General features: G+C 63.4%; 16 protein-coding genes. 9 read left to right on the top strand and 7 right to left on the bottom strand.

The annotated features are described in order from the left end of the window. Nucleotides 1-104: 104 nt before the first annotated feature. The 6 genes from art_RS12930 (at nt 105) to art_RS12955 (ending at nt 6,799) form a co-directional block, all read left to right on the top strand. Nucleotides 105-1,538: a sensor histidine kinase gene (locus art_RS12930; protein WP_052136439.1), complete on the top strand. Its 1,434-nt coding sequence runs from the start codon at nt 105-107 to the stop codon at nt 1,536-1,538. Then, a complete protein-coding gene (locus art_RS12935; RefSeq protein WP_038465453.1) occupies nt 1,535-2,239 on the top strand; it encodes a response regulator transcription factor in 705 nt (234 codons plus the stop codon). The genes art_RS12930 and art_RS12935 overlap by 4 nt, the downstream gene beginning before the upstream one ends. A gap of 128 nt (nt 2,240-2,367) precedes the next feature. Then, the gene (locus art_RS12940) at nt 2,368-3,249 is read left to right on the top strand and encodes an ABC transporter ATP-binding protein (protein WP_038465455.1); all 882 of its coding nucleotides are present in this window, start codon (nt 2,368-2,370) and stop codon (nt 3,247-3,249) included. Continuing rightward, nucleotides 3,246-4,469, top strand: coding sequence for an ABC transporter permease (locus tag art_RS12945; protein WP_038465457.1), 1,224 nt, complete (start codon nt 3,246-3,248; stop codon nt 4,467-4,469). The genes art_RS12940 and art_RS12945 overlap by 4 nt, the downstream gene beginning before the upstream one ends. Before the next feature lie 245 nt (nt 4,470-4,714). After that, complete coding sequence (locus art_RS12950; RefSeq protein WP_052136442.1) at nt 4,715-6,025, top strand: sensor histidine kinase; 1,311 nt, start codon at nt 4,715-4,717, stop codon at nt 6,023-6,025. A 102-nt stretch (nt 6,026-6,127) separates the two neighbouring features. After that, nucleotides 6,128-6,799, top strand: a complete 672-nt coding sequence (locus tag art_RS12955; protein WP_038465459.1) for a response regulator — start codon at nt 6,128-6,130, stop codon at nt 6,797-6,799. Nucleotides 6,800-6,992: 193 nt separating this feature from the next. Here the strand turns inward: art_RS12955 and art_RS22675 are convergent, their stop codons facing one another. From art_RS22675 to art_RS12970, 3 genes are all read right to left on the bottom strand, one after another. Further along, a complete protein-coding gene (locus art_RS22675) occupies nt 6,993-8,228 on the bottom strand; it encodes a C40 family peptidase (RefSeq protein ID WP_082000275.1) in 1,236 nt (411 codons plus the stop codon). A 164-nt stretch (nt 8,229-8,392) separates the two neighbouring features. Further along, the gene (locus art_RS12965) at nt 8,393-9,043 is read right to left on the bottom strand and encodes a response regulator transcription factor (RefSeq protein WP_038465461.1); all 651 of its coding nucleotides are present in this window, start codon (nt 9,041-9,043) and stop codon (nt 8,393-8,395) included. After that, a complete protein-coding gene (locus tag art_RS12970) occupies nt 9,036-10,328 on the bottom strand; it encodes a sensor histidine kinase (protein ID WP_038465463.1) in 1,293 nt (430 codons plus the stop codon). Before art_RS12970 ends, art_RS12965 begins: the two co-directional genes overlap by 8 nt. A gap of 188 nt (nt 10,329-10,516) precedes the next feature. Between art_RS12970 and art_RS12975 the strand changes: the two genes are divergently transcribed. From art_RS12975 to art_RS12985, 3 genes are all read left to right on the top strand, one after another. Continuing rightward, nucleotides 10,517-11,647, top strand: a complete 1,131-nt coding sequence (locus tag art_RS12975) for an ABC transporter permease (protein ID WP_038465464.1) — start codon at nt 10,517-10,519, stop codon at nt 11,645-11,647. A gap of 133 nt (nt 11,648-11,780) precedes the next feature. After that, nucleotides 11,781-12,485, top strand: coding sequence for an ABC transporter ATP-binding protein (locus art_RS12980; protein ID WP_038465465.1), 705 nt, complete (start codon nt 11,781-11,783; stop codon nt 12,483-12,485). 110 nt (nt 12,486-12,595) lie between these two features. Further along, nucleotides 12,596-12,985, top strand: a complete 390-nt coding sequence (locus tag art_RS12985; RefSeq protein ID WP_038465467.1) for an META domain-containing protein — start codon at nt 12,596-12,598, stop codon at nt 12,983-12,985. Between the two features lie 165 nt (nt 12,986-13,150). Here art_RS12985 and art_RS12990 read toward each other — a convergent pair whose 3' ends face one another. The 4 genes from art_RS12990 to art_RS13005 all read right to left on the bottom strand — a co-directional run bounded on the left by art_RS12990 (nt 13,151) and on the right by art_RS13005 (nt 18,345). Next, nucleotides 13,151-14,605: an NAD(P)/FAD-dependent oxidoreductase gene (locus tag art_RS12990; protein ID WP_038465469.1), complete on the bottom strand. Its 1,455-nt coding sequence runs from the start codon at nt 14,603-14,605 to the stop codon at nt 13,151-13,153. Continuing rightward, entirely contained in the window at nt 14,598-16,085 is a 1,488-nt protein-coding gene (locus art_RS12995; RefSeq protein ID WP_157875258.1) for a hypothetical protein, read from the bottom strand. Before art_RS12995 ends, art_RS12990 begins: the two co-directional genes overlap by 8 nt. A gap of 123 nt (nt 16,086-16,208) precedes the next feature. Then, the gene (locus tag art_RS13000; protein WP_052136496.1) at nt 16,209-16,838 is read right to left on the bottom strand and encodes a histidine phosphatase family protein; all 630 of its coding nucleotides are present in this window, start codon (nt 16,836-16,838) and stop codon (nt 16,209-16,211) included. Nucleotides 16,839-16,887: 49 nt separating this feature from the next. Then, nucleotides 16,888-18,345, bottom strand: a complete 1,458-nt coding sequence (locus art_RS13005) for a CCA tRNA nucleotidyltransferase (protein ID WP_038465471.1) — start codon at nt 18,343-18,345, stop codon at nt 16,888-16,890. Nucleotides 18,346-18,465 lie beyond the last annotated feature (120 nt).

Genomic DNA, 18,465 nt, shown 5'->3' on the forward strand with positions numbered 1-18,465 from the left:
CCCATCTTGGCGGGATCCAGTTGACCCAGCGTCTGATGCGCACGCCGGTGATGGGATAGGTTTCCATTGGATGTGTCCCAATCCAGCACGGTAAGGAATGCTCAATGAAACTACAGGCCCTGCGTGAAAGATTTCTGCCAGGCACCTTCCCTCCGCCGGAGTGGGAGCGGGCGCAGCCCCCGGCCGCCTTGCTTGTCCGCGACATCTGGGTGACCCTGGCTGTCATGGCCGCCGCCATTCTTGGCATGGAAATGATTCTGAGCTTTGCCCCATCCGAAGGTGCGCCAGACCGCCTGATGAGCTATCTGGCCATTGCAGCCATGACGGCACCGTTGGCCTTTCGGCGGCGGTTCCCCATCACGTCCATGCTGGTGCTGTCCGCCTGCTTCATGGGATTCGGCATTTGGGTTCCGCAGGTCGCGGTCCAGCTGGCCCCGCAGATCGCATACTTTGTGGGCCTGTATTCTGCCGTCACGTGGGCCAAGGACAGACGAGCCCTGGCAATGTCGCTATGCGGCGTCATCGTTGCCATGTTCCTCTGGCTGGTCATTACCATCACCAACGCCTCCTTCGTCTATGGGACAGAGCTGGACCTGCCCGCGCCGATGGAAACGTCAGGTGCCATTGATCCAGTGTTTGCCTTTGCCGGCTACAGCTTTATGGTGAACCTCTTCTTCTTCGGTGGCGCCACTTTCCTGGGCCTCATGTCGTGGCGCAGCGCATGGCAGCACGAGCTGGTGGTCGACCAGTCACGTCAGCTGCAGGAGCAGTCAGACGAGCTGGCCCGGCGGGCCGTTATTGATGAGCGGCTGCGCATTGCCCGCGAACTCCACGATGTGGTGGCCCACCATATTTCCGCGGTCGGGGTGCAGGCCGCAGCAGCACGCCTGGTCCAGCCGAGGGATCCCGGACGGACGGCGGAGCTGCTCCAAAGCATTGAAGGGTCTGCCCGGCAGGCTGTGGGTGAAACCCGATCACTCTTGCGCGTGCTGCGCCACGAAGACCGGCATGGCTCCGGCTCGGACGAAGGAAACTCAAGGCGAGCCCCTGAGCCATCCCTGCACGAAATTCCAGCCCTGCTGGAGCAATCGAAGCAGACAGGGGTGTCCATCGAATTGATTATGGTGGAGCACCAGCCAGGTTTCCTCGACTCTCTTGGTGCAGGCCTGAGTCTGGCGCTTTATCGAATTGCAGCGGAATCTTTGGCCAACGTCCGCCAACACTCCACTGCCCGCAGCGCCGTCCTCTCACTCCGCAGCGGCCGCAGCGAACATGGAGACTGGGTGGAAGTGGAGGTGACGGACAACGGGACTGCGCGCCAAGGAACACACGGCAGTGGATTCGGGCTCAGGGGGATCCTAGAGCGGGCCGAGCTGCACCAAGGCTTAGTGGACATTGGCCCCCGTTCACCTGCAGGCTGGCGCACCCGTGCCCGCCTGCAGGTCCCACCGGCCATGCCAGGTCTCAGCCCTGTGACGCTGCCTGCCACAAGCGAGACCAACACACTCGCGAGCGGCGCTATGGAGGCACGCCCATGAACAGGATCCGAGTTCTTATCTGCGATGACCAGGCGCTGATCCGTTCTTCACTGGAACTTATTCTGGGCACCGACGATTCGTTGGACGTTGTGGCGACAGCCGCCAACGGTGCCGAGGCCGTCGCCGCCGCAAGGGCGTTGCATCCCGACGTTGTGCTGATGGACATCCAGATGCCAGTGCTCGACGGCGTGAGTGCCACCGCCCAGATCACTTCTGAAGGCACGGCCAAGGTCATCGTCCTGACTACCTTCGACCGCGACGACTACCTCTTTGCCGCTCTCGATGCGGGCGCCAGCGGATTCCTGTTGAAGAACACCGAACCCGAGGTTCTCCTGCAGGCAGTCCAGGCAATCGCCGGCGGGCAGGCATTACTCTCCCCGGAAGTGACCCTGCGCATCATCCGCCGGGGAACTGCGCCGTCACCCGCCGCACCCTCCGCCGCTGTTGCTGCGGCGGCCCGCCTGCAGATCGGAGAACGCGAACAGCGGGCACTTGATGCGCTCACCGGCCGTGAGCTTGAAGTCCTTATAAAGCTGGCTGGCGGGTTGTCCAATGCGGAGATCGCCGCAAGACTCTCCGTCTCGGAGGCCACGGTCAAGACACACCTGTCCAACCTCCTCTCCAAGGCGGGGCTGCGCGACAGGGTCCAGGCCGTCGTCTTCGCCTACCGGGCCCGCCTCATCCCTTTGGAGGAGGGCTGACACCGCCCGGCCCGTCATCCCGCGAAACTTCATTCTTCCGGCCGATCCGGCTGCCCACGCCGCCGAATATATTGGAAGACAAGACAAACCCTGCAAGGGGCAAACCGCAATCCAAGGATTCGTGACCGGTGCTAGAAGTACACAACCTCACCCGCCGATTTGGCGACCGAACCGTCCTGGACGACGTATCGTTCTCGGTTCCGGCCGAGGGCATGACTGGTTTTGTCGGGGCCAACGGCGCCGGAAAAACCACCACGATGCGCATCATCATGGGTGTCCTCAAATCACATTCCGGTTCGGTCGTATTCAACGGAACTGCCATCACCGGCCAGGACCGGGCACGCTTTGGGTACATGCCTGAAGAACGCGGGCTCTATCCCAAACAGCCCGTCCTGGACCAACTGCAATACTTGGGCCAACTACACGGCATGAGCCGCAGCGACTCCCGCAGGGAAGCCTTGGAACTGCTTGAACGGTTCGGCATTGCGGACCGGACCAAGGACAAGCTTGAGTCGCTCTCGCTGGGCAATCAGCAACGGGTGCAGGTGGCCGCTTCACTCATGCACCACCCCATCGCATTGATTCTCGATGAACCGTTTTCCGGGCTCGACCCGCTAGCGGTGGATTCCATGACATCCCTGCTCGCAGAGCGCGCCTCCGCCGGTGTGCCCATCCTGTTCTCCAGCCATCAGCTGGATTTGATCGACCAGCTCTGCGACAACCTGGTGGTGCTCGCCAATGGCACGATTGTCGCCTCCGGCTCCGCCGAGGACCTCCGCAACCGGGCCGGCTCCAGGCATGTGGTGGTGACACCGCCGGACGCAGGATGGCTGCGCGAGCAACCAAATGTGCGTGTCATTGACGTTGCGGGTCCGCGTGCCCTGGTTGAGTTCCCCGACCAGGCCAGTGCCCAAAGCCTCCTTCGCAGGGCCCTGGAGCGCGGCGACGTGACTGAGTTTGCCCCGCAGCGCCCCTCCCTGGCCACCATCTACCGTGAGGTCATCCAATGAGCACCACCTTGCAAGGCACACCCCCGGCCACGGAAACCACCACGACGGCAACAGCCCCTTGGCTGATCGTGACAATGCGTGAAGTCACTGTGAAAGTCCGGGACAAATCCTTTATCATCTCCACGCTCGTCACGTTGGCATTGATCGTTGGCTCCGTGGTGATCTCCGGGTTTTTGGCTGGCAAGACCACCACCGCAACCATCGGGTTCGCTGGCGGAAGCAGCTCTGCGACGCTGGTCTCGTCCGCAAATGACCTGGCACTGGAGCAGTCCCAAAGCATAGAGCTGGTACCGGCCACCTTCAGCAACGGCGGACAGGCCCTGGCGGCTCTACGGGAGGGCGACGTTGACCTGGTTCTCGTCCCCAGCCCCGGTGGATACAGCCTCACCGGGCTCAAGGATGTGCCGGGGTCCGTAGAGAAGCTCCTTGCCGACGCGGCCGGCAGCGAGGCACTGGCCCGCAATGCCGGGCAGCTCGGCGTGGATGTGGAAACACTGACAGCGGGATCCACCATCACTTCGGTGCTCCTCGAGGGCAGCCAGGAGCGCAATTCAATGGCTCAGGCCATGGCGTTCATTTTTTCCTTCCTCTTCTACATGTCAGCGATGATCTTCGGTATGCCGATCGCCAACTCAGTGGTCGAGGAAAAACAAAACCGTGTCGTGGAAATTCTGGCGACCGCCATCCCCATCCGCCAGCTTCTGACCGGAAAGATACTGGGCAACCTGATTCTTGCCATGGGCCAACTGTGCATTTTCGTTGGTGTCGGCTTGTTGGCGCTGACCCTGGTGCCCACAGAGATCCCTTTCCTGACCGTGCTCATTGCAACATCTGGATGGTTCCTGGCCTTCTTCCTGGCGGGCTTCCTGTTTCTGGCCGCCATCTGGGCTGCACTCGGCGCGATGGCATCGCGGGTCGAGGACCTGCAGCAGTCCACTGGCCCCGTCATCGGCGTGCTTGTTGCAGTGTTGTTCATCGGGATCTACGCCAAGGGCAGCTTTCTCCTCGTCGCTTCATATATTCCAGTCATTTCCTCGGTGGCCATGCCCATCCGGTTGCTGAGCAGTGACGTTCGCCTGTGGGAGCCCCTGGCATCGTTGGCCATTGCAGTTGCCGCGGCCTGGGCCATGGTGCTGTTGGGGGAACGCATCTATCGCCGGGCCATCATGGCGACTGGCGGCGCTCTATCATGGCGAAAGGCCCTGAAACTCGAGGACTGACCTGCAGTGCCGGCAGCACCTGGAAGCAATGGGTGGGCCCACGCCGTGAGGGCTCCGCTGTGGGGCACGAGCAGTGGGGCGGCTTGGAAAGTGGGAAGTCCGACGGCGGCACTTGGCTGTGCGGCAACCCCACCTCCGCGGGGGGGCTGGGCAGGCAGTGGGCCGGGCAGGGTGGGGATAACCCCACCTTCCATTCACCGGCTGGCATGATGGTTTCAAGAGTCCGCCCCGGCAAGAATTGAACCATGACCAACTCCCTAGCACCCGCCCGGCAAAAGTCGTGGTTTATCCTGCGCCCCGCGACGTGGCACCAGATCGGCGCCGACCTGGCGTACATCCTGCCCGGCTTCTTCGTTTCCCTTGCCTCGTTCACGGCGCTTGTCACCTTGTTCTCGCTGGGGGTGTCCACTCTCGTCATTTGGGTGGGGCTGCCCGTGCTGGTGGCCTGTCTGGCCACGGCGCGTTGGTTTGCCAGCGTCAACCGTGCTGCGCTACGCCGCTGGGCAGGGGAAATCCCGCCAGTGCACTACAGGGAGCCGCACAAAAACACTGTCGGCGGGATGTTCAAAAATCTTGCCGACCCGCAGTTGTGGAAGGATTTCACCCACGGTTTCCTGGTCGCTTTTCCGCTGCGCACTTTTACTTTTTGTTTCAGCATTTCCTGGCTGGCTGCCATTGTCGGCGGCCTAACCAAATGGTTTTGGCGCATCTATCTGCCCGAGGACGGCACTGAACTAGCATCCATTTTGGGCATTGACAGCCGGCTCAACATGAGCGCCGGCGATGCCGAAACTCTTCTGGAAGTGGTCATCGCAGTCGTCTTCCTCCTTGCCCTCCCGTTCGTCACCCATCTCCTCGCCACCGCCGACGCCGCCACCACCCGAGCCCTCCTCACCAACGAAACCGCCGCCCTGCGTGCCCGCAGCGAGGAGTTGGCTGCGAGCCGTGCCCAGGTGGTTTCGGAGGAAGCCAGCACGCTGCGTAAGATCGAGCGCGATCTGCACGACGGCCCGCAGCAGCGCCTCATCCGGCTGCAGATGGACGTCGCCGCGGCTCAGCGGCAAATGGACAGTAACCCGGAAGCCGCCCGCGAGCTCATGGACGGCGCGCTGGAGCAAAGTCGAGAGGCCCTAACCGAGCTGCGCCAGCTGTCCCGCGGCATCGCCCCGCCGCTGCTCACCGACAGGGGGCTGCGGGCGGCCGTAGAGTCGCTGGCCGGGAAGTCGGCAGTCCCCGCAACTGTCGCCGGCAACCTCCAACACGGAGCCCGGCTTGCCGAGAGTGCCGAGAATGCCGCCTACTTTGTTGTCTCCGAAGCCCTGGCCAACGTCTCGAAGCATTCGGGAGCCAACCAGGCCGCCATCAATGTGGCTGCGCATCCCACCGAGCTGCTCATCGAGGTGATGGACGACGGCGGTGGCGGCGCCCATGTGGGCAAGGGCCACGGTCTGGCCGGCCTCGTCGACAGGCTCGCCGGCGTGGACGGCTCGCTGGAAATCATCAGCCCCGACGGCGGACCCACTTCCCTGCGCGCCAGCATCCCACTGCGTGGCTGAAAACTGCGTGATTGGACGCTGCGTGATTGAACGCTGCCTAAATGAGTCCCGCGTGGCCGGGCATCACCGAACCCCGCCGCCCCCGGGCACTACTGTTGAACCATGCGTGTTGTTTTAGCTGAAGATTCCGTGCTGCTCCGTGAGGGCCTTGTCCGCCTGCTCGAGGAGATCGGTGCCGAGGTGTGCGCGGCGGTGGGTGACGGCGTCGAACTTTTCAAAGCGGTGGATGAGCATGTCCCGGACCTGCTCATCACGGATGTGCGGATGCCGCCCTCTCACCGAGACGAAGGCCTGAGGGCTGCCCTCGACGTCCGAAGGAAGCATCCGTCGGTAGCCATCATGGTGCTCTCGCAATATGTGGAGTTGAGCTATGCGAGCGAACTGCTGGCGGGCGCCGCAACAGGCGCTGGGCTGGGCTACCTACTGAAGGACCGGGTTGCCCGCTTTGAGGATTTCACCGACGCCGTCCGCCGCGTCACCACGGGAAACACCGTGATTGACCCGGAGGTCGTCAGCGCTTTGCTCGGCAACCGGAGCGCCGCCGATCCCTTGAACGCACTCAGCCCACGCGAGTCGGAGGTCCTTGAGCTGATGGCCCAGGGGCTCACGAATGCAGGCATTGCCAGGGCGCTCGTGGTCAGCGGCGGCGCCGTGGAAAAACACATCAGCTCCATCTTTTCCAAATTGAGCCTGCAACAAACACCCACCGACCACCGACGCGTCCTGGCCGTGCTGCAATTCCTGCAGAACCGCCGCCAGCCGGGCCGGACCTAAAATCCATCCTCAGTACTCGTTAGCCGTACTCATATGCGGATCAATGGTGAAGTAGGGAGAAAAGGACATGGCCCGGATGGCATTGTTCTTTTTTCGAAAAGTCAACGCCACGGCTGTAACCGGCATCGTTCGTCATGTCGGGCACCGTCCCACCCTGTGCCGCGGTGCGCCCGGCCACGTTCCAGCTGTGAGGTTAGGGAGACGGCGCTGTTGGGGGTTCGGTTCCTGTGGATCGGGCAGCCGCGGTTTGGGCAGCTGTTGGGTCAGCTGCCTGTGACTCCGCCGCGGTACCGACATCCGAGGGCCTCAGAATCGGGCTACTCGAGGCGGGCGGGGCGCTGGAGGGGGTTGGCGTTTCGCTTGGCGCACTGGTTTTGGCTGCTTCAGTGGTGGTTGCAGGCGTAGTAGGGTCAGGTGCTGTCGTTGCCGGAGCGGTGGTTGCGGGCTGGGTCGCCACGGTCGGTTTCGGAGTGGGCGGCGTTGTAGGCACCGTTGTGGGCGGCAGGGTCGTTGGAGGCGTAGTGACCGGCGGCTTTGGGGTTGCAGGTTTTGTTGTGCCAGGCTCCGTCGGCTTGGTGGGTGCAGGCGTTGCCGGAGCCGTGGGGGTCACGGACTTCGTGGGTGTTGGCGTCGCCGCCACGGACTTCGTTGGCGTCGCTGTGGCACTTGCGCTCGATTTCCCCTTGTCCGCCTTCTTCGCGGCAGCGTCAGCCTTGGCTTGTTCATCAGCGGAGGCGAAGGCCGGAATGGTGAAGTAGGTGGATGAGCTGCTGGTGTCTGAGGGGGCATGCATGATGGTGCCCACGGATGGGTTCAGCGCACTGATCATCTTGCCGTTGCCAATGTAAATGCCGATGTGCGACCAGTGGTTGGGGCCGTCCGGGTTTTGCACCACGATATCGCCGGGCTGGGGACTGTTGGTTTCGATCATGGGCGCCCACTGCTCGGTGCGTGGCAGCGCGACGCCGGCCTGGGCATAAGCCCACTGCACAAATCCAGAACAGTCCCAGCCATTGTAAAAACTGGTGCCGCCCCACACATACGGGTGGCCCAAGCCCTGATAGGCGGCCGTCAATATTTCCGCGCGGACCTGAGAAATCTCGTCCACGGAGACTTCCGGAATGTTCCCCCGCATGGCTGTGAAGCCGCGGGCCAGATGTGGGGTGTTGCCGTTGGGGTCGGTCAGGTCCAAGATTTGTTGTGCGGCGGGTTTCCTCGCCTGGAGGAACATCTTGTCAAAGGATATTTTCTCGCCGACACCTCCGACGGCGACAGGGGCAAAACTGATGGCAGCTGCCGCGTCGTAGCTGCTGGAAATGCGGCTGAAGTTTTGCGGGCTTAAGGCGGCAGCCGCATCGGCTGAGGAGGTGTCGGCATAGCCGGCCGCAACAAATCCACTGGACGCCAAGAATGTGCAAATGACTGCCATGCTCACCTGATACGGCCGTGAATTACCTCGTGAAACCCCCACCCGATGGCCCTCCTGCCTCATCGCACGCGGTAAGGATGAGCCTACGCGCAATCACTGATTCTGGCGACGGCTGAGCCCAAAAAAGATTCACCCTCCAAGGAGTCGGCGTGACATTCGCATCGCTATCCGGCGCCGCGGATAATTCGTCGTGATACCGCCACGGAAATTGCCGCAGTCCTGTTGTCCACGCCCAGCTTGTCGTAAATGTGCACCAGGTGGGTCTTCACGGTCGCCTCGGAAATGAACAACTGCTTGGCAATCGCCTTGTTACTCATCCCCGTCGCCAGCAATTCCACCAATTCCACTTCGCGTGCCGACAGCACCGGAGCAGGGTTGCGAATCCGTCCCAGGAGCCGCGCCGCCACCTCGGGCGCCAACGCCGTCTGGCCGGCTGCGGCCGATTGCACGGCGCTGCGGATCTGTTCCGGCGGCGCATCCTTGAGCATATAGCCGCTGGCACCGGCCTCAACCGCAGCCAGGATGTCCGCGTCGGTGTCGTACGTGGTCAGGATCAGCACCGGCGGCGCGTCCGGCAAATCCTTCAGTGCCTTCGTGGCGGCGACCCCGTCCATCCCGTCGCCCATCTGCAGGTCCATGAGCACCACATCAACCGGCTCACCCAAGGTCTGCAGCCGCTGCACTTCCCTGACGGCAGCAGCCCCCTCCGGTGCCTCCGCAACCACAACAAATCCCTCAAATTCGGTGAGCATGGCCCGCAAACCCGCGCGCACCACCGGATGGTCATCGACCAATAGAATACGGATTTCACCCATTGCGATCCCCCTGCAAAGCTCTCAAACTTTCATCCAATGGCAGCCGGATGGCCACCACCGTCCCCTCACCCGGCGCCGACTCAATGGCCAGCGTCCCGCCTTGCGCCTCCACCCTCTCACGCAGTGAACGCAACCCAAAACCGCTCCCATCCGCCCGCCCGGCCACCGTGTCAGCAAGCTTTTCGGGCTCAAAGCCGCGTCCGTCGTCGTATACGTCAAGGGTCACCTCGGTGCCCAGAAATGCCAAACTTACGACGGCGGACGAGGCTTTTGCGTGCAGCCAGACATTGGCGAGACTCGCCTGGGCGGCGCGCAGCAAGGTCACCTTGTACGGCTGCGGCAGGTCTATGGGCTCACCGTCGAGCCGGAAACTGCACCTGAGCGAGCCGCCCCGGGTGGCAGCCTCCCTCTGCGTCTGGGTGCACAGCCGGGACAGGGACTCTACGAGGGATGTTTCGGCAAGCGCCGGGGAGGTCAGGCCGCGCACAAAATTGCGGGCCTCGGCCAGATTTTCGGCGGCGGTGGCCTCCACCATGGCAAGACTCTCGCCGGTGGATTCCAGATCTCCCGATGCCAAACTGCGTCGGGCCGCCCGGGAGACCAAAATAATCGAGGAGAACCCCTGCGCCAAGGTGTCGTGGATTTCCCGCGCCAGCCGGGCACGTTCCGCCAGCACACCGGATTCGTGCTGTGTGGCGGCAAGTGCAGCACGGGTGCGGCGAAGCTCGTCGGCGGCCTGGCGCTGGATTTCACCCTCCTGGTACAGCAGCCGGTACGCCTTGGAAGTGGCCACCGAAAACGCCATCCCAAAAACCGGACCCACCACAACCGGCAGGGGCGGAAAGTCTGACCCGCTGGACAACCATTGCGCAAACACCACGCCGGCCGTCATGAGCAAAACCATGGTGATGCCAGCCCAGCGCGGCAAAAGGTGCAGGTGCAGGAAGAAGAGCGGGAACACGAGCCAGGAAAACTCCACCGAGCCAAACATCAGCACGGCCCACATCACGGTGATCAGGGCGAGCCACAGGACGGCCCAGCGCCGGGGATTCCGCTGCAGGGAGCCCGTTGAAAAACGCTTTTCCGCCACGGTGCCCACCACATACGTCGCCGCCAGCACCAGCGACAACACCAAGAAGAGGTAGCGGCCCGGCCGCCCAATGGGTTCCATCAGGAGGCGGACGATGCCCACGGCGAGCAGCACGGCGAAGCCAACATGCAAGGTGACACGCAAAAAACGCAGGATCGCGGCACTCGTTACTGGCGGGGCATCCACGGCATACATGTCACCAGCCTATTCCCACCGGCACCCCTCGCGTATCAACCAAAAGGTTGAGAGGCAGATCAACCCGTCGCCGCCGCAGGATCAACCAACTCCGCGATGGATTCAATGCCTTTTCGCAGGAGAGTGGAAGTACTTGCAAAACCTCCCGGACAAATCTTCGTGGTCCGGCACATGAAAGAAGCGTCAATATGTTCCTCGCCATCCGAGACATCCGCTTTGCCAAAGGACGGTTTGCCCTCATGGGCGCAGTCGTGGCACTGATCAGCCTGCTGCTCGTGCTGCTCTCCGGCCTCACCGCCGGCCTCGGTAACCAGTCCACCTCCGCCGTCGCGGCGTTGGGCGAAGCCGCAGATGCTCCCGTCAGCCAAATAGTGTTCGGCGCCCCGGCGAATAACGAACCCAAGGTTTCCTTCACCGAAAGCCAGGTGACGGCAGAACAGGCCGAATCCTGGGCTGGCGTGCCCGGGGTTGCCTCGGCCGTCCCGATGGGCGTGAGCCAGAGCCGCTTCCAGGGTGCCGGCGACAGCCAGGGCATCACCAACGTCGCAGTCTTTGGCGTTGGCAACCCGGCTGAGGGCGGGTCGGCCGCAGACGCCGGGATCGCGCCGTCGGCCATCAGTGACACAACAGTGGTCATCGGTGAAGGCGTTGCCAAGGAACTCTCACTCGCCACCGGCGATGCCGTGACCATTGCAGGAACCGAACTTAAAGTTGGCGGGATTGTCCCCGACCAGTGGTACTCACACAGCTCGGTCGTTTGGACCACGTTGCCTACATGGACAAAGATTGCCCACCTGAGCGACCCGGACCAACTGGCCACACTGCTCGCCGTGACGTACGAAAAGGGTGCCACAGTGGACGCCGACGCCGCCAATGCCGCAGCCGGCACCATCAGCACCACCCGCAGCGGATCCTTCGCCGGACTCGGTGGCTACAAGAGCGAAAACGGTTCACTCATGATGATGCAGGCCTTCCTGTATGGCATCTCTGCACTCGTGATCGTGGCGTTCCTGACCGTCTGGACCGTCCAGCGCACCCGCGACATTGCCGTATTGAAGGCTATGGGCGCCTCAGGCAGCTACCTGCTGCGCGACGCACTGACCCAGGCAGCCCTGGTGCTGTTGGCCGGTGCGGGAATTGGCGGGCTGGTGGGCATTGTTGGCGGTTTCTTCGCTGCCCAAGCCGCGCCATTCCTGCTGACCCCCGCAACCACCCTGCTGCCCATGGCGGGCATCGTGGCCTTGGGCCTGGCCGGCGCCGCCCTGGCGGTCCGCAAGGTCACCCGCGTGGACGCGATGATCGCCCTCGGCGGCAACTGATCCCCAGCTCTTCCCACCCGGATCCGCTGACGCGTCTCCGCCCGGGCCCCTCAGTCAGAGTTGTGGGCCTACCCAGCCGCTCCCACCGGTCGAGCCCGTCGAAACCCCTCCCACAATTATTAAGGAATCAGCCATGACTGCATTGAATCTCGTCAACGTCACCCTTGAATACCCGGATGGCGAAGGCACCATGACGGCGCTGGACACCGTGAATCTCACCGTTCACCCCGGCCAGTTCATCTCGCTGGTGGGGCCTTCGGGTTCCGGCAAGTCGAGCCTGCTGGCGGTTGCTGCAACGCTCATCAAGCCCACCAGCGGACTGGTGTTGATCGACGGCGTCGACGCCACCGGGCTCAGCGAAAAAGAGCTGGCCGAACTGCGCCGGGACAAGGTGGGGATCATCTTTCAGCAGCCCAACCTGCTGGCATCCCTAACAGCTGCCGAGCAGCTCATCATCACCGATCATCTGCGCGGCAAGTCGCTGAAGGCTGCAGGGGTCCGGGCGGCCGAACTGCTGGACCTGGTGGGCCTGACCGATTGCGCCAACAAGCGTCCGCACCAGCTTTCCGGTGGCCAGCGCCAGCGCGTGAACATTGCCCGCGCACTCATGGCGCAGCCAAAAGTGCTGTTGGTGGATGAGCCCACGGCAGCGCTTGACCACTCACGCAGCGATTCGATCGTGCGTCTGTTGCGCAAGGTCAGCGACGAGTTCAACGTCGCCACCGTCATGGTCACCCACGACACCGAATTCGTGCCGCTCACCGATGCTGTCGCCACCATGCGCGACGGCGTCCTGACGGCACCTGTTCCGGCCGAGGCCGGCGTGGGCGCACGCTAGCCGTCTCCCGTGGCTGCGCGTTCTCCCTGCCGGAAGGCCGGGATTGCGCAGCCATGCAATAACATAAGGGAAACGCACGTCTAGTTCAGCGCGATCGGAGCCCCACCCCAATGAAACGCCTCGCAGCCCTTGCCGGCAGCCTTCTCCTTGCTTTGACCATCTCTTCCTGCGGTGCCGCAACCGGCCCCGTCGGCACCTGGGGCGATGGTTACAACACCGACAAGAAGCCGTATCTTGAGCTTGCCCTGGCCGCCGACCAGGACCCGTCCTTTGAAAAGGCCGGCTTCATCAACGGCAGCGATGGCTGCAACCGCCTCTCCGGCCAGTGGTTCCTCACCGAGGGTGAACTGACCTTCCAGAACCTTGGCGGCACGTTGATGGCCTGCAAGGGCGTTGACACCTGGCTGTCAAAGGCTGCCGGCGGCCATCTGGACGGCGACGTCCTGACTGTCACCGACGCTGCCGGAGCGGCCCTGGGCACCCTGGACCGCCGCAACTAGCCCCCGCACCCTTCCCTGCTTTTCAGCTGACCCGCAGACAATGGCGATACGTCAACGATTTCGTTGAATTCTCGCCGTTTTCTGCGGGTCAGATGTTTACTGCGCTCCGCGCAGCAGCATGCGGGTTGTTGAATGCCGGTGGTTGAGGCGGGGAGCGCTGGTGGCTCAATCATCCAGGCCGAGGGGTGGCGTGGGCAGGCCGAAGGTGTTTTTTAGCGCCGATCTGGCAGCAAACCAGCCGCCCATGCCGTGCACTGCCGGACCCGGCGGCGTCGAGGCTGAGCCCAAATACAGTCCGGGCGCCGGAGTGCGCCACGGGTCCCGGGAGATGACCGGACGCCTGAGCAGCTGCGCCATCGTAACGGCGCCGGAGCCGATGTCCCCGCCAATATAGTTGGCGTTGTAGTCTCCCGTTTCCTGCGCTGTCTGCGCACTACTGGCCAGAATCAGGTCCCTGAATCCCGGGGCGTGCTTCTCCACGGCGGCAATAACTTGTTCGCTGCAGTCCCGCGTGGACCCGGAGGGCACGTGTGTGTAGGCCCAAAAGGTGTGGCGGCCCGCAGGTGCCCGGCTGGCGTCGATGACCGACGGCTGTACGGCGAGAACATAGGGGTCTGCCGGATACCGGCCCGCCAGCACCTCGCCCTCGGCAAAGGCAATCGCCTCCCTCGACCCCCCGAGGTGCAGTGTGGGCGCCTGACCCAACTCAGAAGCCGTCCACGGCACAGGGCCGGACAGCGCAAAATCCACCTTGAATACGCCGGCACCGTACTTGAACGATTCCAACTGGCGTATATAACGTAGCGGCAGCTCAGGGCGTGCCATGAGCGCCAATGCCCTGGGCGTGGTGTCGCAGATGACGGCCTTCGCACCGGTTGCCGCCCGCAGTTCGGCCACACTGTCGATCCGTTCGGAGCGTGAAATCCTCCCCCCGTGGGCCACCAGGTCGGCGGCCATGGCATCGGCAATCGCCTGTGTGCCGCCCTTGGGCACGGGCCATCCCCCGGCATGTGCCAACACCCCCAACAACAACCCTGCTCCGGATGTGGCCAGCGATGGCAACCGCCCGATCGCATGCGCCCCCACTCCTGTGAGCATGGCCGGGGCAACGTCTTCCCGGAAACCCAGGTTCCACGCGGGCGTGCCCTGGGCCAGGGTCCGCAAGCCGTATTGCAGCACGGCTAGCGGGTCGCGGGGGAACCGGAGCAAATTGTCCTGGGTGAAGTCAACAACGCCGGCTAGTCGGTTCAACAGCGGCTGCATCAAGTGCCGCCAGGCCTGCCCGTCGGCCCCCAGTCCCTCAGCTGTCCGCTCGAGGTTGCGGTAGGCAATTCCGGCACGTCCGCCGTCGAGCGGGTGTCCATAGGAAATGTCGGGCACCAACAACTCAATCCGCCGGGCCAGCTCAAATGCTTGGAAGAACGGTGACGCCAGGGCCATTGGATGCACGGCCGCACATACATCGTGCCGGTACCCGGGCAGTGTCAGCTCCGCGGTGCGGGTACCGCCGCCCACCGCATCCGCAGCCTCGAAAAGCTGGACGGAGAGTCCTGCCCTGGCCATGGTTACGGCGGCCGCCAGGCCGTTCGGCCCCGAGCCAACAACTGCTACATCAACCATGCCGGTCGCCCGCAGTGGGGGTGCCAGAGGACAGGGTGCCCACCGAAGTTGTGTCCACGCTGGCAGCTGGCTTTACAGCCGCAGATCCCAGCACCCCGGCTTGCGGATCCGCCATGCGTCCGCGGGCCACCACATCGTGTTCCGGGGCGTACATGTCCCGGATGACAATGCCCACCAGGGCGCAGGTCGCCAGGGCGGAAAACATGGCGGCCATCAGGAAATACGGCATGTCGATGGCGTGCTGGCTGCCAATGTCGCCCAGAATCTTGCTGCGGAACAGCATCAAGGCGATGAAATGTGCCACCACGGCAGCCTGCCACAACAGCACCGGCCGCCACTGTGGCAGGGCCAGCACCACCAGCGGCAGCAGCCACATGGCATGCCAGGGTTCGGCCCCCTTGTTCAGCACCATGAACCCAGCCGCCGCCACGAACAGCAGCTGTCCCACCCGGGGCCGAATCGGTGCATAGAGGGCCAGTGTCAACAGGCCAAAAACTAGCACCGCCAGCAAAACCGTGGCCAGCGCATTAGCCACGCCAACATCCATGGACACCCAGCCCATGCGTTCTGCGACGAGGTTGTAGCCGCCATAAATGGACGACTCGCTGGGCTTAGCCGCCAGCAACGCCCTGAGGTAGTTCGGGTATGCGGGAGGATTGACAAGCATGACGGGCGTCAGCACCAGCAACCAGGCCACCAGCGCTGCGGCCAGCATTTCCAGCATCTTTGTCACCCGACCGGCACGGATCCCCAAAAAGAGCAGGGCAAGCAGAATCACCAAGGGGTAGGGGGCCGCCATCGCCGCAACACCCAGAACCGCCCCGGCGGCGACCACCCTGCTGCGCGCAAACAGATAGACGGCAACAGCCGCCAGGGCAACCGCCCAGAAATCCCAGCTCACGTAGGCCATAAGGATGAGCACGGGGCTGGTGGCCACGATCGCGGCGTCCCAACTCCGGCGGCCAGCCGTACGGGCCACAATCACCACCGTGATGATCCACAGCACCGCAATCAGTGCGGCATTAACGTCGAAGAAAGCCAGCTGCCGCGGGGCGCCGTCGCCGCTTGCAGCCGGCAGCCATGACGTCAACCAGGCGGTCAGGCCGGCAACCCAGCCAGCCAGCACGGAATCCCCAAACGGAGATCCCTGGCTGAAGAACGGAAAGTGTGTGCCGAGCATGTCGTTGACAAAGGAGTTGGGGAACGCCGAGTAACACACGGTGGAGTACTGGTCCGGCGTGGTCCACCCGGAGGTGCGGCAGTGCGACTTGCCCAGGACCGCGATCAGTGCGGCCACAGCTGTCATGAGCACCAGCACCCGTTCAACCGTGAAGAACCCCGGCTGGATGACTCCCGGGGCGGTCCGTTTCCCCAACGGCCCGCCCACCGGTTCCGTCATGGTGGACAGCAAGGCGTCGCTACGTGAAGGAACAACAAGGGGATGCGGGGTCGATGACCCCAAGGGCGGTGATTCCTGCATGATCACGAGCCTACCGGGTGGCGGCCCAGCCACCGGGAAAGCATCACCGGGAAAGTGTTATCGGGAAAGCTTCAGCGCCAAGCTACAGCCCCACTCCGCCGGGCGACAGCCCCACCCTCAGGGCTACAGGCCCCACTGCTCAACGGCGGGAGTCTTCTTGTCCCAGCCGAGGGTGCAGACCTTCGCTGTGCCCAACACAAAGTGGCGACCCTCCCCGCCCGGCAGACCCAGCCAGCGGGCTGTCAGGATGCGCAAGAAGTGCCCGTGCGCCACCAACAGTACGTTCGCCGGTGCACCGTCGTCCCGTTTCACCGCACGCACCCGCTCCACGATGCGGTCCGCCCGGGCAGCCACCGATTCCAGCGACTCGCCATTGGGCACGCCATCATCCCAAATCAGGTAGCCGGGGTTCTGTGCCCGCACCACGGCACTGTCGATGCCTTCGTAATCGCCGTAGTCCCATTCGACGGCGTTCGGCTCCACCACGGCGTCGGGAAAGCCCGCCAGCGTGGCCGTCTTGTGGGCCCGTTGCAGCGGTGAGGTGAGCACTAGGTCGAGCTCGACGCCGGACAGTGCGGCCTGCGCGGAGCGCGCCTGCCCTTCGCCCACTTCTGTCAACGGCATGTCGGTCAGTCCCGTGTACTGTCCGCTGCGGGACCATTCGGTCTCGCCGTGGCGCAGCAGCCACAGCTTGGGGCCGCCGGGGATGGCCGCGGCGCTGGCCGGGATGGTTTCTGCAGATTCATTGCTCATGGTGCATATTCCAATCAGAGAATATTACGAAAAAGGAATGTATTCGGTCTCAGTCCCTGGCAGCTTCTGCCGGTTGTGATTCTGGCTGCTGCGTCCACCAGCTGCGCAGTTCTGCTTCGGCTCTTTCAGGCCCCAAGGGTCCGTGTTCCATGCGAAGTTCCAGCAGGTGGTTGTAGGCGCGGCCCACAACCCGGCCTGGCTTGATGTCCAGCAAGGCCATGATTGCGCCGCCGTCCAGATCGGGACGGATGGAGTCTAGTTCTTCCTGTTCGGCCAGGACGGCGATGCGCTGTTCCAGGTCGTCGTAGGCGAAGGAGAGCCGCTCTGCCTTGCGCTGGTTGCGTGTTGTCACGTCCGAACGTGTCAGCCTGTGCAGGCGCTCCAACAGCGGACCGGCATCCGTCACATAGCGGCGCACAGCAGAATCGCTCCAGCCAGCTTCCCCATATCCGTAGAAACGCATGTGCAGCTCAACCAGCCGGGACACGGCCTTGATGGAGTCATTGTCAAAGCGCAGGGCCTTCATGCGCTTGGCTGTGAGCTTCGCCCCGGCCAAATCATGGTGGCGGAAACTGACCCCTCCGCCGGGTTCAAAACGGCGGGTCTTGGGCTTGCCGACGTCGTGCATCAGGGCAGCGAAACGCAGGATAAAGTCAGGGCCGGGCACGGCGCCATCCGGTCCTGTTTCCAGGGATGCGGCCTGTTCCAGCACCTGCAGCGAGTGCTGGTACACGTCCTTGTGCCGGTGGTGTTCATCGGTTTCCAGCTTGAGTGCGGGTACCTCCGGCAGCACCAATTCGGCCAGCCCGGTGTCGACCAGGATGTCCACACCGGCCCGGGGGTGTGCACCACAAATCAGCTTCACCAGTTCCTCCCGGACACGCTCCGCAGAGATGATGCTGATCCGTTGCGCCATGCCGGTCATGGCCGCCAGCACGTCGGAGTGCAGGGAAAAGCCCAGCTGGGAGGCGAAGCGGGCGGCCCGCATCATGCGCAGTGGATCGTCGGAGAAGGAGTCCTCAGCGGCTCCCGGAGTCCGCAGGATGCCGGCGGCAAGGTCGGCAGCGCCGCCAAACGGGTCGATGAGTTCCATCTCGGGCAGGCGCAGCGCCATCGCGTTGACGCTGAAGTCCCTGCGCTGCAGATCGTCCACGAGAGAGGTTCCGAACGCCACAATGGGTTTGCGGGAGTCGGGATCGTACGCCTCGGCACGGTAGGTGGTGATCTCTATGAGCAGCACCTCCTTGTTCCGGTTGCGTTTCCGGAAGCCGATGGTGCCGAAGTCCCGGCCCATTTCCCAATGCGAGTCCGCCCACTTTTTGGCCACACCGAGGATCTGCTCGGGTGTGGCGTTGGTGGTGAAGTCCAAGTCAGGGGATGTTCGTCCCAAAAAGAGGTCCCGCACAGGTCCGCCAACAAGGGAAAGCTCGTATCCGGCGTCGGCAAAAAGCCGTCCAAGCTCGAGGACGACCGGGTCAAATTTTGAAGTATCAAGCGCTAAATCCATGGTTCCTTAAGAATGCCAGACTTTTCCCGGCACGCACCCGTTCGCGCGCTCCGCCTGCTTTTACGGACATGGCAAACCGCGTGCCACCCTGTCATCATCCGTGCCCAAAGATAGCTAGAG

Source organism: Arthrobacter sp. PAMC 25486, from assembly GCF_000785535.1.
Taxonomy (GTDB): Bacteria; Actinomycetota; Actinomycetes; order Actinomycetales; family Micrococcaceae; genus Specibacter.

Coding starts and splice junctions, on each gene's coding strand:
- art_RS13005 (WP_038465471.1), bottom strand. CDS start 18,345: ATGGATTTAGCGCTTGATACTTCAAAATTTGACCCGGTCGTCCTCGAG.
- art_RS22675 (WP_082000275.1), bottom strand. CDS start 8,228: ATGGCAGTCATTTGCACATTCTTGGCGTCCAGTGGATTTGTTGCGGCC.
- art_RS12995 (WP_157875258.1), bottom strand. CDS start 16,085: ATGCAGGAATCACCGCCCTTGGGGTCATCGACCCCGCATCCCCTTGTT.
- art_RS12970 (WP_038465463.1), bottom strand. CDS start 10,328: ATGTATGCCGTGGATGCCCCGCCAGTAACGAGTGCCGCGATCCTGCGT.
- art_RS12985 (WP_038465467.1), top strand. CDS start 12,596: ATGAAACGCCTCGCAGCCCTTGCCGGCAGCCTTCTCCTTGCTTTGACC.
- art_RS12945 (WP_038465457.1), top strand. CDS start 3,246: ATGAGCACCACCTTGCAAGGCACACCCCCGGCCACGGAAACCACCACG.
- art_RS12980 (WP_038465465.1), top strand. CDS start 11,781: ATGACTGCATTGAATCTCGTCAACGTCACCCTTGAATACCCGGATGGC.
- art_RS12965 (WP_038465461.1), bottom strand. CDS start 9,043: ATGGGTGAAATCCGTATTCTATTGGTCGATGACCATCCGGTGGTGCGC.
- art_RS12950 (WP_052136442.1), top strand. CDS start 4,715: ATGACCAACTCCCTAGCACCCGCCCGGCAAAAGTCGTGGTTTATCCTG.
- art_RS12930 (WP_052136439.1), top strand. CDS start 105: ATGAAACTACAGGCCCTGCGTGAAAGATTTCTGCCAGGCACCTTCCCT.
- art_RS13000 (WP_052136496.1), bottom strand. CDS start 16,838: ATGAGCAATGAATCTGCAGAAACCATCCCGGCCAGCGCCGCGGCCATC.
- art_RS12955 (WP_038465459.1), top strand. CDS start 6,128: ATGCGTGTTGTTTTAGCTGAAGATTCCGTGCTGCTCCGTGAGGGCCTT.
- art_RS12935 (WP_038465453.1), top strand. CDS start 1,535: ATGAACAGGATCCGAGTTCTTATCTGCGATGACCAGGCGCTGATCCGT.
- art_RS12990 (WP_038465469.1), bottom strand. CDS start 14,605: ATGGTTGATGTAGCAGTTGTTGGCTCGGGGCCGAACGGCCTGGCGGCC.
- art_RS12975 (WP_038465464.1), top strand. CDS start 10,517: ATGTTCCTCGCCATCCGAGACATCCGCTTTGCCAAAGGACGGTTTGCC.